Annotated in this window: 13 protein-coding genes; 9 read left to right on the top strand and 4 right to left on the bottom strand. The window is 38.7% G+C overall.

Going from position 1 to position 12136, the window contains the following annotated elements; translation table 11 throughout:
* Positions 1–146 precede the first annotated feature (146 nt).
* Genes rsmI through B4B65_RS04980 form a run of 4 tightly spaced genes read left to right on the top strand, consistent with a single transcriptional unit; the run spans position 147 to position 4351 of the window.
* Entirely contained in the window at positions 147–812 is a 666-nt protein-coding gene (gene rsmI, locus B4B65_RS04995) for a 16S rRNA (cytidine(1402)-2'-O)-methyltransferase (RefSeq protein ID WP_293913934.1), read from the top strand.
* A 37-nt stretch (positions 813–849) separates the two neighbouring features.
* Entirely contained in the window at positions 850–1560 is a 711-nt protein-coding gene (locus tag B4B65_RS04990; RefSeq protein ID WP_293913932.1) for a PH domain-containing protein, read from the top strand.
* 3 nt (positions 1561–1563) lie between these two features.
* Positions 1564–3177, top strand: coding sequence for an apolipoprotein N-acyltransferase (lnt, locus tag B4B65_RS04985; RefSeq protein ID WP_293913930.1), 1614 nt, complete (start codon positions 1564–1566; stop codon positions 3175–3177).
* A gap of 31 nt (positions 3178–3208) precedes the next feature.
* Positions 3209–4351: a cysteine desulfurase family protein gene (locus tag B4B65_RS04980; RefSeq protein ID WP_293913928.1), complete on the top strand. Its 1143-nt coding sequence runs from the start codon at positions 3209–3211 to the stop codon at positions 4349–4351.
* Positions 4352–4435: 84 nt separating this feature from the next.
* Here the strand turns inward: B4B65_RS04980 and B4B65_RS04975 are convergent, their stop codons facing one another.
* Both B4B65_RS04975 and B4B65_RS04970 read right to left on the bottom strand, forming a co-directional pair.
* Positions 4436–4879 carry a copper resistance protein NlpE gene (locus tag B4B65_RS04975; RefSeq protein WP_201678105.1) on the bottom strand — a complete coding sequence of 148 codons (444 nt, stop codon included), beginning with the start codon at positions 4877–4879 and terminating at the stop codon, positions 4436–4438.
* An 86-nt stretch (positions 4880–4965) separates the two neighbouring features.
* Positions 4966–5301: a tetratricopeptide repeat protein gene (locus B4B65_RS04970; protein ID WP_293913925.1), complete on the bottom strand. Its 336-nt coding sequence runs from the start codon at positions 5299–5301 to the stop codon at positions 4966–4968.
* A gap of 422 nt (positions 5302–5723) precedes the next feature.
* Here B4B65_RS04970 and B4B65_RS04965 point away from each other — a divergent pair, with 422 nt between their 5' ends.
* From B4B65_RS04965 to B4B65_RS04950, 4 genes are all read left to right on the top strand, one after another.
* On the top strand, positions 5724–6461 hold the full coding sequence (locus B4B65_RS04965) for an electron transfer flavoprotein subunit beta/FixA family protein (protein WP_201678103.1): 738 nt from the start codon (positions 5724–5726) through the stop codon (positions 6459–6461).
* Positions 6462–6485: 24 nt separating this feature from the next.
* A complete protein-coding gene (locus B4B65_RS04960; protein WP_293913923.1) occupies positions 6486–7460 on the top strand; it encodes an electron transfer flavoprotein subunit alpha/FixB family protein in 975 nt (324 codons plus the stop codon).
* A 105-nt stretch (positions 7461–7565) separates the two neighbouring features.
* Positions 7566–8195 carry a bifunctional nuclease family protein gene (locus tag B4B65_RS04955; RefSeq protein ID WP_003002238.1) on the top strand — a complete coding sequence of 210 codons (630 nt, stop codon included), beginning with the start codon at positions 7566–7568 and terminating at the stop codon, positions 8193–8195.
* A 26-nt stretch (positions 8196–8221) separates the two neighbouring features.
* Positions 8222–9598 carry a nucleoside permease gene (locus B4B65_RS04950; protein ID WP_293913920.1) on the top strand — a complete coding sequence of 459 codons (1377 nt, stop codon included), beginning with the start codon at positions 8222–8224 and terminating at the stop codon, positions 9596–9598.
* Between the two features lie 256 nt (positions 9599–9854).
* Here the strand turns inward: B4B65_RS04950 and B4B65_RS04945 are convergent, their stop codons facing one another.
* Together B4B65_RS04945 and B4B65_RS04940 are read right to left on the bottom strand one after the other, a co-directional pair.
* Positions 9855–10355, bottom strand: a complete 501-nt coding sequence (locus tag B4B65_RS04945) for a hypothetical protein (protein ID WP_236581812.1) — start codon at positions 10353–10355, stop codon at positions 9855–9857.
* 138 nt (positions 10356–10493) lie between these two features.
* Positions 10494–11084 carry a C40 family peptidase gene (locus B4B65_RS04940; protein ID WP_293913915.1) on the bottom strand — a complete coding sequence of 197 codons (591 nt, stop codon included), beginning with the start codon at positions 11082–11084 and terminating at the stop codon, positions 10494–10496.
* Positions 11085–11189: 105 nt separating this feature from the next.
* Between B4B65_RS04940 and B4B65_RS04935 the strand changes: the two genes are divergently transcribed.
* Positions 11190–12095 carry an EamA family transporter gene (locus tag B4B65_RS04935; protein ID WP_293913913.1) on the top strand — a complete coding sequence of 302 codons (906 nt, stop codon included), beginning with the start codon at positions 11190–11192 and terminating at the stop codon, positions 12093–12095.
* The last annotated feature ends 41 nt before the right edge of the window (positions 12096–12136 follow it).

The raw sequence follows: 12136 nt of genomic DNA, 5'->3' as shown, positions 1-12136 counted from the left end.
AAGAAGAGCTAAGAATATACAGAAAATGAATTCATAAAAGGTTAAAATTGAGTCCTTATTACTTACCCGTCAGGCTGTATTTGCCCAAATAAAAAGTCCCTTAACTGCAACATACGTCTTTTCACAAAAAACCTTTACCTTTGACTATGTTATATTTAGTTCCCACGCCAATTGGCAATCTTGAGGATATGACTTTCCGTGCTATTCGTGTGTTGAAAGAAGCTGATCTGATTCTCGCAGAAGATACGCGGACCTCTGCACCCTTACTCAAACACTTTGGAATTGATAAAAAGGTTTTTGCTCATCATCAGCATAATGAACATAAAGCCGTAACGGAGATTATCAGGTTTCTTAAAGAAGGACAGCAGATTGCACTGATTTCTGACGCTGGTACTCCTGCGATTTCTGATCCGGGTTTTTTATTAGTCAGAGCTGCCCTGAAAGAGGGTCTTGAAGTACAGTGTCTGCCGGGGGCTACAGCATTTGTACCTGCACTGGTGAATTCAGGCTTGCCAAATGACAGGTTTTGCTTTGAGGGTTTCCTTCCCGTCAAAAAAGGAAGACAAACCAGATTAAAAAATCTTGCCGATGAAAAACGCACTATGATTTTTTATGAGTCGCCACATCGTCTGCTCAAATCTATCGATGAATTTATTGCCATTTTTGGTGAAGAAAGGCAAGGTTCTGTTTCCCGTGAGCTGAGCAAAATATATGAAGAAAATGTTAGGGGAACATTAGCATCTTTAAAATTACATTTCGAAAACAATCCAATTAAGGGAGAATTTGTAATTTGTATTGCAGGATTAGAATAGTTATCATATTTTGTTATTCATTCAAATAATTTAGAAAATGATTATTGATAAATATATACAAGACGGACAAGACGTCAAGGTAGTAGAGAAATTAGTAGACAAGTTAAAGGATATGCTCACGTCAGGTGAACAGATTGATTACATCGCCTTGCAGAAAAAACCTGCGGTGACCATATTACCGGATAGTATTGCAGTGAGCAGTAAGCGTATCTTTCTGTGTGAGTTCACTAAACTTGGTCTGGCGACCAATTTTGAGATTTTCAGCTGGAAAGATATCAAGGATATTGCATTTAAAGAGGAAATCTTCGGATCTAAAGTAACTGTAATTCCCTTTACAGGTGAAAATCTGAGTATTGATTATATTCCAAAAATTCAGGCACGTAAGCTTTATCAGCTTATAAAGGGAGCTTTGGAAAACAGCAAAAAGGAAGAATTACAATCAGAAAAAGAAAAGATTGTAATCTCAACACCTGTTGCCCCCGTTATAGAAGTAAAAAAAGAAGAAACACCTGCTCCTGTTGAACCCAAATCTTTTAATGAAGAAGTTCCTGCAGAGCCGGCTGCACCTGTAGTAAACAGCTATGTAGCGCCTTCTTATACTCCTCCCGCACCAGAGCCGCCTGCACCGGTAGAAGAAGAGGATGAAATCACGCAAAAACTAAAGAAACTCAAATCGTTGTTTGATAAACAGCTTATAACACAAGCGGAGTACGAAAACAAAAAGAATGAATTATTGTCTCAACTGTAATAAGTGAAAAATAACTATTTACTGGCACTTTTAAGTGCCTTTTTACTTTGGGTGGCATGGCCTCCCATACCTTATACAGGGCCCTTGCTATTAATTGCTTTTGTACCCTTACTACTTGCGGTAGAAAATGTAATCCGAAGCAATGAAGTAAAAAAGGGGCGAAAAATAGCAGGACTTGCTTTCATGACAGGTTTTCTGTGGAATACAGCAAGTATCTACTGGGTATATAATGCCATGAGTGCAGGGCTTCCGGCCTATGCAGCATTACCGATTTCCCTTATTCCTTTCGGACTTGCACCATTGTTAATGACTATAGTTTTCGGACTATACTACAGACTCCGGAAAAAACAGTCTCTTGCACGCTCATTGGTTGGGCTTACGGCCTTTTGGATATGCTATGAATATCTGCACCAATGGTGGGATCTCGCTTTTCCGTGGATGACACTGGGAAATGGCTTTGCAGCCACACATCCCCTTATCCAATGGTACGAGTGGACAGGTGTATACGGAGGATCTGTCTGGATATGGGCAGTCAATATCCTTGTCTTTCTGTTTGTATTGCATAAACGTAATATACAAACGCTCACTAAACCAAAATGGACTAATATTGCACTGATAGCTACACTCATCATCCCAATCGGAGGATCTTTAATACGATACTTTACCTATGAAGAGCATCTTAACCCCTCACAGGTGGTGGTGGTACAGCCTAATATAGATCCTTATCAAAAATTTGGAAGTATTTCTCCTGAAGAACAGTTGAAAACCCTGATCACACTTTCGGAATCAGTAGCTAAACCTAACACGGAATTCTTTGTCTGGCCCGAAACCGCAATTTCAGCAAGAGGCTGGATAGATGAAGATAATTTCCGGCAATATCCGGCTTATGAAGTCATATCGTCTTTCCTGGACAAATATAAAAACGGTGCTGTATTATCAGGAATAGAGAGTTATCGTATGTATACGGATCAGCGTACAGCTACTGCACGTCCGTACGGCACTCAATTTGTAGATAATTTTAATGCAGCAGTATTTATTGATAACTCGTCCAAATTACAATTTTATCATAAATCCAAACTGGTTCCCGGCGTAGAGCAGATGCCTTTCGGATCTGCATTAAGCTTCTTAAAGCCTTTATTTGCCCAATTTGGCGGAACAACGGGAGGATATGGAAAGCAGGATGAACCCAGTGTTTTTTATGCTGGCAGCGGAATTGGTGCAGCCCCAGTAATATGTTATGAATCGATATGGGGTGACTATGTAGGGCAGTACGTCAAACAGGGTGCTCAGTTCATAACAATTGTTACTAACGACGGTTGGTGGAAAAATACTTCCGGTAAAGATCAACATCTGGATTATGCTAAATTAAGGGCTATTGAAAACCGCAGATGGATCGCCCGTGCCGCTAATACCGGAATCTCAGCTTTCATAAATCAGAGAGGAGATATTGTCCAGCAGACAGCATGGTGGGTGCCGGCTGCGCTTACTCAGGAAATTAATCTCAATGAGAATATTACATTTTATACCGGTAATGGCGACATCTTAATCATCCTCGCGCTGCTATTAAGTTTAGTTGACATAGTCTTATTGATTATCCCTGGAAAAAAGCGTCTTTAAAAATTTAATTCTTATTTCTAACTTTGTTCTTATGCAAATTTATTTTGATAACGCTGCTACCACTCCACTGGACCCTGAGGTCATTAAAGTGATGGTAGAGACCATGCAGGAAAACTTTGGAAATCCATCTTCTATTCATGCACATGGTCGCCAAGTAAAGACGATAGTTGAAAAAGCCAGAAAAACTGTGGCTAATCTACTCCATACCTCTCCTTCCGAAATATTTTTTACTTCCGGAGGTACGGAAGCGGATAACATGGCTATCGTGAGATCCGTAATTGATCTCGGGATAACACATGCTATTACTTCTCCATTGGAACACCATGCTGTACTCCATACACTGGAAGAATTACAGAAAGAAGGGAAGATACAGTTGGATATGCTTAATGTAGATGAAAAAGGTAATGTTGATCTTGAACAGCTAGACCAACTTCTGGCTTCAAATCCACGGACTTTTGTATCATTGATGCATGCCAATAATGAATTGGGAAATCTGACGGACATACAAAAAGTCGCTGAAATATGTCATCAGTATAATGCCGTGTACCATGCGGATACGGTCCAGACCATGGGACATTACAGACATGATCTCAGTCAATTGAAAATTGATTTTATCACCGGAGCGGCGCATAAATTTCATGGACCGAAAGGTGTAGGTTTTCTCTACATCAATGGAAAGAATAAGATCAAACCTATGATTTATGGTGGCGCTCAGGAGCGCAACATGCGTGGAGGTACAGAAAATGTATACGGAATAGTGGGATTGGCAAAAGCATTGGAATTGTGCTATGATGAAATGGAAATACATCAGGCGTATATACAAGGTCTTAAATCGTATATGAAAGAGGAACTGATCAAGGCTATTCCTGATGTCAGTTTTAACGGAGAAACAGATCCTGAAAAATCTCTTTATACGGTATTGAATGTATCTTTCCCATGTACGAATATGGCTGACATGCTCTTATTCAGTCTCGATATCGAAGGTATCTCCTGTTCAGGAGGCAGTGCATGCAGCTCAGGGTCAGACATTGGTTCACATGTTTTATCCGCTATCAATGCAAGCAGTACGAGACCATCTGTAAGATTTTCATTTTCAAAAAATAACACAAAAGAAGAAGTCGATATTGTGGTAAGTAAACTTAAAGAACTGTGCAATCAGGACATTTTGGTGTAGCATCCATACGCTCTAACAAGAAATGCCGTTTATCAGAGACTGATAAACGGCATTTTATTTTTAACAACAGTATTTTATATATCTTTATTCTTCAAACTTTGCAAGACGGTACTGATCTGCCAGATCTCCTTTGATATCTTCTCCGGAAAGATCCAATTGCGATAACTGATCTTCTAGAATTCTGAATTTGTAATCTATCCCTTCCAGAGTCAATGTATTCGCATGCATTTTCCAACGTCCGCTTTTCACAAAATTTTCATCACTTTTCCCCAGATATTTTGTACTAAGCTGATAAGATTTATCGGCATTAATATGTAAAATGGTTTCAATTCCGTCACAATCTGCACAAGGTAATATTCCTTTATACTCACCTGTAAACTGATCTGATTTCTGTTCAATGGTACCATCAGGAGAAATACTATACGCTGCATCAGTTGACCGCTCAGTTTTATTCTGACGGTTGTTGATACAACTGCCCAGAATAATAAAGAGTAGTAATGTTGCAAGTATATAGACTCTGGTTTTCATTTGTGTGCATAAAAAAACTTAATTACATGCAAACAAAATTGATACCATAATTAGAAGGTCTGCTAATTTTTTAGCATATTTTAACATTAGTAGTCATCTTCATCATCTTCACCAATAGCCATGAGATAGGCTCCCTTAAGCTCATTAAGTGCATGTATATTTCGTTTTGCTTTGGCAATTTCCATTCCTTTTTGATAATACAGCAGTGCATCATCCTTTCGGTCGAGTTTTTCTAATAACTTGCCCAAATGATAATATGTACCTACGTAATCCGGAAACTGCTCTGTAAGCTTTATAAACCTGCTCAAAGCCTCAAAGTCCTCTCCTGTTTTGAGATATTCATTTGCGAGAGCATAATGCAGAAACGGATCCGAGGGACTTTCTTTTAAATATGCCTGAAGTTGTTCAAATTTAGAAGACATGATGATTGAGATTTATGTAATAATATAATCAAAGTTAATCATTGCCCGCAATATTCTAATCACTCCGCAAGAATAAGACATAAAGAAAATTCCGGATGAAAACAGATAGGTAACCTAATCCCGATTTTGACACTTATTCATTCTTAAAAGCAAAGAAAATTTTGATAGATCAAAAAACGAAAATACTATGCTAGCATATAAAATGACATTTCACTGACGATTAAATCAGGAAGGGGAACTTCAAAATAGAAATAAAACTAAATAACTAACTACAAGCGTTTTAAAAAAAATAAATTATTCAAAAAGGTCAATTATTTTATTAAAAAAGGCAGAAGAAATAGTTTTGTAAAAGGGAATTTTCTACTTCAAACACTTTACTTTTATTACAAAAAATATTAGGTTTGTGTAAAACGCATACAATTATGAGAATATTAGTTTGTATAAGTAATGTCCCGGATACGACATCAAAAATAACATTTGCGAATGATGGAACTGCCTTCAATACAGCAGGTGTTCAATTTATTGTAAATCCTTATGATGAGATTGCACTTTCAAAGGCGATCGATCTGGCTGAAGGAGGAAAAGGCACGGTAACGGTAATTAATGTTGGCGAAGCGTCGACAGAAGCTACTATCCGCAAAGCATTGGCTACAGGAGCAGATGATGCAGTACGTGTAGACAGTGTTCCACGTGATGCGTGGTTTGTCGCACACCAGATTGCTGATTATGTAAAAAGCAATCCTTTTGATCTGATTCTTACCGGACGAGAGTCTATTGACTATAATGGAGCACAGGTAGGAGCTATTGTAGCTGAACTATTGAATATACCTTCTATTTCCATCGCCAAAAAAATTGATATTGATGGTTCCAACGCAACTGTTGAACGTGAGATCGAAGGAGGAAAGGAAATTTTAACAACTTCGTTGCCAATGGTTGTGGGTACTGCTGAAGGTGTCGCCGAGCCCAAAATCCCGAATATGCGGGGAATCATGAGTGCACGCACCAAACCTTTACAGGTGATCCCTGCGGTAGAAGTACCCCAATTGTCTCATATTACCAAATATGAATCCCCTGCTCCTCGTGGTACTGTAAAAATGGTAGATGCCGGAGAAGTAGAAAAATTAGTGGGTCTTTTGCACGATGAGGCAAAGGTTATTTAATTCATTTTATTAAAACTGAAAATTATGTCTGTATTAGTTTATATAGAAAATATTGAAGGTCAATTTAAGAAATCTGCATTTGAAGCTGTTTCTTATGCAAAAGCCATTGCAGACCAGACAGGAAGTACTGTTACGGCTATATCAATCGGTGATGTCAGCAATTCTGAACTGGAAAAACTTGGTCAGTTTGGAGCTTCAAAAGTTTTGAATGTACAAAATGGAGATTTAAAAAACTTTGTCAACCAAGCATATGCCTCCGTTATTGCGGAAGCAGCTCAGAAAGAAGGATCCAAAATCGTAGTTCTGTCCAATTCATTCAGCGGAAAAGGTCTGGCACCACGTATTGCAACCAAACTGCAGGCTGGTCTTGCAGATGGAGCAATCGAATTGCCTCAGATCAGCGGAGATAGCTTATCTGTTAAGAAAACTGCTTTTTCTAACAAAGCATTTGCAACAGTAGAATTAAGCTCTTCTATAAAAGTAATTTCCGTAAATCCGAACGCTTACGAAGCTAAGGCTGTCGGCGGGTCCGCTTCAATCGAAGCTTTTGCACCTCAATTACAAGCTACGGACCTCAGCACTATTGTAAAAGAAATAGTTCGGGCGACTGATAAGGTTTCACTTCCGGAAGCAGAGATTGTCGTTTCTGCAGGACGTGGCCTAAAAGGTCCTGAGAACTGGGCAATAATTGAGGAACTTGCAGATGTGTTAGGTGCTGCAACAGCATGCTCCAAACCGGTATCAGATGCAGGTTGGAGACCGCACTCTGAGCACGTAGGACAAACAGGTATTGTCGTAAGTCCGAATCTGTATATTGCTATCGGTATATCAGGCGCCATTCAACATCTGGCAGGAGTCAGTTCTTCGAAAACAATTGTTGTTATCAACAAAGATCCGGAGGCTCCGTTTTTCAAAGTTGCAGATTATGGAATTGTAGGCGATGCCTTTGATATTGTACCCAAATTGACGGCTGCATTGAAAGCATATAAAAATAATTGATCATAAATTCGTTACCCCATAAAGGCGGCTATTTCAAATTATTGTAGTAGCCGCTTTTATTTTGCTTTTAATATTCACATCTTTGTACTATCGTAAGAGGGAAGAATGAAGAAAATCAATTTAGATATCGTAGGACTTTCATATAGTCAGACGCAATCAGGTGCCTATGCGCTTGTGCTGGGAGAAGTTGGTGGCAATAGAAGACTGCCTATTATCATTGGAGGTTTTGAAGCACAGGCTATAGCTGTAGAAATTGAAAAAATGACCCCCAGTCGTCCTCTGACACATGATCTTTTCAAAGCATTTGCCGATGCCTACGCAATTACTTTGCAGGAAGTAATTATCTATAATCTTATTGACGGTATTTTTTTTGCCAAACTGATCTGTAGTGATGGCGAAAAAATCTCTGAAATTGATGCCCGTACGTCTGATGCAATTGCCTTAGCGGTACGTTTTGATGCACCAATCTTTACCTATGAATTTATTATGGCTTCTGCCGGTATAGTGATTGAAAGTAATGATTTTGCATTTTTGGAAAATATTGAAAGTGTAGAAGCCGCCAAAGCTCCTCAGGAACCCCGTAAAGAGATTCCAACTCCTCAAAAAAAATCACCTTACAGTTCACTTTCTGACGAACAGTTAGAAGCAGCTTTAGAAAAAGCAATTGCAGACGAACAATACGAGACCGCAGCTGCAATCCGTGACGAAATCACCTATAGAAAATCTTCATCTTAGATTTAAAATTAACGAAACAAACATACATGTCTATTAAATTTAGATTGACCATTATGAACTTCATACAATTCTTTGTGTGGGGAGCATGGTTAATAACAATAGCAAACTTTTGGTTTGGCACTAAACAGTGGGATGGTACACAGTTCGGAGCCATATTTGCGACGATGGGAATCGCTTCTTTATTTATGCCTACACTGATTGGAATCATAGCAGACCGATGGGTGAATGCAGAGCGACTTTACTGTATACTTCACATTTTATATGGAGCTATCTTATTCTATCTTCCTCAGGTAGATAATCCGGGCTCCTTTTTTTATGTCATGTTAGCAGCAATGTGTTGCTATATGCCTACACTGGCACTTTCCAATTCTATAGCCTATACTGCTTTAATCAAGAACAACTATGATCTTGTCAAAAGCTTCCCTCCTATCCGTGTCTGGGGAACAGTTGGATTTATAGCAGCTATGTGGATCGTCAACCTGTCAGGTAATAAAGCCACTGCCATCCAGTTTTATATTGCAGGCACTGCGGCTATAGCACTTGGACTATATGCACTGACATTGCCTAAAAACACACCTCAGAAGCTTATCAAAGAAAATGCGACCTGGATGCAGACTTTTGGACTGGAAGCATTCAAGCTATTCGGAAATTACAAAATGGCTTTATTCTTTATTTTCTCGATGTTTCTGGGCGGTGCTTTGCAACTAACCAATGCCTATGGAGATGTGTATATCGATGAATTCAAGTTTTTCCCTAAATATGCTGAATTACTGGTCGTAAAATACTCTACGATTATTATGTCTATCTCACAGATTTCGGAGACTTTATTTATTCTGGCCATTCCATTCTTCTTAAAACGATTCGGAATCAAAAAGGTCATGTTGATTTCTATGGTAGCATGGGTACTGCGTTTCGGCCTTTTTGCCTACGGAAATCCTCAGGATGGATTATGGATGATTATTCTTTCCTGTATTGTGTACGGTATGGCTTTTGATTTCTTCAACATTTCAGGCTCTCTGTTTGTGGAAACTTCTACCGATTCCAAAATCCGTTCTTCGGCTCAGGGATTGTTTATGATGATGACAAATGGCTTTGGAGCGGTATTAGGCAGTCTGATCTCCGGTTGGGTGATCGATCACTACTTTACGATGTCTTTTCAGGATATCAGTCAGCTCGCTACTTTTCTGCAATCAGAAGTAACGAATATACATTTTGTAGCCTTTTTAAAAGATAAAGGTGTCGCTATAACCGCTACAGGGGCATTCGAGAAACCGTTACATCTTAAGGACTGGCATCATATATGGCTGGCTTTTTCTGCTTATACGCTTGTTATTGCTGTATTATTCGCTTTACTATTCAAGCATAAGCACGACCCGAAACAATTAGAGAAAACGTACCATTAAGACATAAAAAAAGGTAATCTGGCGATTACCTTTTTCCATCTTAAAACAAACTATGTTATGAATGTGTTTCGCAACAGATCTCTAACAATTTTAACCCTAACATTGGATATAAACAAAAATTACTCTGACACAAATGTAGAGAGCGGATATTAAGTGAGGATTAAGACCCAATTAAATGATTATTATTTCGCACTTATTACTTCATAAAAAAAGGTCACTCATGAGTGACCTTTTTTTATGAAGTATATTTTTCGTATTATCTGGCTTGTGCTTCGGCGATCATTTTAAGGATTTCATCGACAACGGTCTTAGCTGCATCTTTCATCTTCGGGTTGCCGGGATAATCCGCATCAAGTGTGACCTTTTTAGATTTGTCTTTATAATTGTACTCCACATAGTAACGCGGAATTTCTTTACCTTCATTTGCGTTTGCTCTTCTGGTCGTCATGTCATCATCCAGATTCCAGAACCCTAGCTCCATTGCTTTACGGTGCAGGTACAATAAATCATCTTTACGAAGTTTTAAGGTATCATTGATCAATGAATCACGTTTATCCAGATATTGGTAATGGTGAGTTTTGGAATTGAATTCATTAACCATATGATCGGGTTCTCCATACTTAATGACAATCGATTCGAAATCTGAAAATCTGTATGGAGCATTCTTAACCATATTAGAATAGTAATACACACAGTACAATAAAAACGGAACTACTATACATAGTCCAATAAAGATCTTTCTACTATTTAAACTCATTTCTAAATTCTAAAATTTTGACAAAAGTACAGAATATAATAAGGAATCGTCAAACTTTGGATGTCAAAACAGGAAAGAGTCAACTTTTATTGCTATAAGTTGACTCTTTTCATTGTAAACCGGAGCTTACTATTTCTATTATAATTTAATCGGACCAGCTCCGGTAAAATATTTTGCATACCATGAATCCGTCAGATCTGAAATAATTACTCCCTTTCGGGTAGATACGTGTACAAATTTATGGTTGTGAAGATATACGCCAACATGGTCTATAGCTCCTCCCCCAAAGGAAAAAAACACAAGATCTCCTTCTTTGAGCTGGCTTTCTCTCTTATTGTTTACAAGTGCTCCCATGTCTCTTGAGGTACGGGGAATTATCTTACCGTACACATCTTTATAAAGAATTCCCACAAAACCGGAGCAATCTATTCCACTCTTGGTCTGTCCTCCCAGACGATGCGGACTTCCCATCCAGTCATTAATAAATCCATAGAGATAGCGGTTGTTGAGATCTCTGACACTTACATTTAACAATTTGGCATAATTTTCCAGATTAGAACCCGTCAGATCAACTCCTCTTGCCGAACTGGCATCTGATAATACACCATTTGTACGACCTTCTCCTTTGTAGCCACCACCTACCAATACTTTCTTTTTACTGGAACAGGAGGAAAGGACTAAGAAAACAAGACATACTGAAAAAGCTAAGTAAGAGGATATTCGCTTCATAAAAAGATAAGTTGCTGTTATACAAATGTACAAAAAACGTCATATGACGACAATATATTAACGCTGCTGTTGCTTAATTCGTACATTTGCCAGGAATTTTAGAATATGGAAAAATTAAAGGGTGCTATAGCAGTTTTTTTAGGAGCAAGTAGTTTTGGTATATTATCCACCTTTGTGAAAAAGGCATATGCTCAAAACTTTACACTGGCAGAGGTAATCGGTATGCAGGTACTTTTCGGAATGGTTATTTTGTGGGCTATTTACTTTGGGGTGAGAATATTCAATAAAGCCAGATTGGATAAATATCCGAAGAAGACCAAAGTCTGGACAATATTAATCAGTGGTTTTTCAACTGGTCTCGTCAGTATTCTATATTATAAATGTGTATCTCTCGTACCGGCTTCACTGGCTATTGTTTTACTGATGCAGTATATCTGGATCGGTGCATTGATAGAATTTATTCTTTTCCGTTCCAAGCCATCCCGAAAACAGGCTATCGGAATAGTTGTCATTCTCCTCAGTACTTTATTAGCAACAGGTCTGCTCGATAAAGGAATTGCATCTTTTGATCTGGTAGGAATAGGGTACGGATTGCTTGCCGCTACAGGGTATGCATCTTTCCTTATCGTCAACGGACGTGTCGGAAACGATTATCCGCCCATCCAGAAAAGTGGCCTGATGGTAACCGGATCATGTATATTGATCTTTATTCTTTTTCGTCCCTTTTCCTTATTTACAGGGGAATTGGGCGACGGGATTTGGTACTTTGGATTGATTCTCTCTGTATTCGGAACGGTATTACCTCCTCTCCTGTTTGCTTACGGCATACCTAAGATCGGAGTTTCTCTGAGCAGTATTTTAAGTGCTGCAGAGCTACCTGTAGCTGTGTGTATGTCTTACTTCGTATTGACCGAACATGTCACTTTACTTCAATGGATCGGAGTCGTGATCATACTTTTGATCGTAGTATGGATGAATCTCAATAAAGAGAAGGCTGCTGAAACAGCCTGACAATATTAAAAAAGACCGACTGGAAATCCTGTCGGTCTTTT

It is taken from the genome of Sphingobacterium sp. UBA5789 (assembly GCF_002418355.1).
Taxonomy (GTDB): Bacteria; Bacteroidota; Bacteroidia; order Sphingobacteriales; family Sphingobacteriaceae; genus Sphingobacterium.
The sequence above is the reverse complement of the archived record's forward strand: the minus strand, read 5'-3'. Positions and strand labels throughout refer to the sequence as shown.

What these genes read in the sequence shown, in the direction of transcription:
- rsmI (WP_293913934.1), top strand. Translation starts at nt 147, where the DNA reads ATGTTATATTTAGTTCCCACGCCAATTGGCAATCTTGAGGATATGACT.
- B4B65_RS04990 (WP_293913932.1), top strand. Translation starts at nt 850, where the DNA reads ATGATTATTGATAAATATATACAAGACGGACAAGACGTCAAGGTAGTA.
- B4B65_RS04980 (WP_293913928.1), top strand. Translation starts at nt 3,209, where the DNA reads ATGCAAATTTATTTTGATAACGCTGCTACCACTCCACTGGACCCTGAG.
- B4B65_RS04975 (WP_201678105.1), bottom strand. Translation starts at nt 4,879, where the DNA reads ATGAAAACCAGAGTCTATATACTTGCAACATTACTACTCTTTATTATT.
- B4B65_RS04970 (WP_293913925.1), bottom strand. Translation starts at nt 5,301, where the DNA reads ATGTCTTCTAAATTTGAACAACTTCAGGCATATTTAAAAGAAAGTCCC.
- B4B65_RS04965 (WP_201678103.1), top strand. Translation starts at nt 5,724, where the DNA reads ATGAGAATATTAGTTTGTATAAGTAATGTCCCGGATACGACATCAAAA.
- B4B65_RS04960 (WP_293913923.1), top strand. Translation starts at nt 6,486, where the DNA reads ATGTCTGTATTAGTTTATATAGAAAATATTGAAGGTCAATTTAAGAAA.
- B4B65_RS04955 (WP_003002238.1), top strand. Translation starts at nt 7,566, where the DNA reads ATGAAGAAAATCAATTTAGATATCGTAGGACTTTCATATAGTCAGACG.
- B4B65_RS04950 (WP_293913920.1), top strand. Translation starts at nt 8,222, where the DNA reads ATGTCTATTAAATTTAGATTGACCATTATGAACTTCATACAATTCTTT.
- B4B65_RS04945 (WP_236581812.1), bottom strand. Translation starts at nt 10,355, where the DNA reads ATGAGTTTAAATAGTAGAAAGATCTTTATTGGACTATGTATAGTAGTT.
- B4B65_RS04940 (WP_293913915.1), bottom strand. Translation starts at nt 11,084, where the DNA reads ATGAAGCGAATATCCTCTTACTTAGCTTTTTCAGTATGTCTTGTTTTC.
- B4B65_RS04935 (WP_293913913.1), top strand. Translation starts at nt 11,190, where the DNA reads ATGGAAAAATTAAAGGGTGCTATAGCAGTTTTTTTAGGAGCAAGTAGT.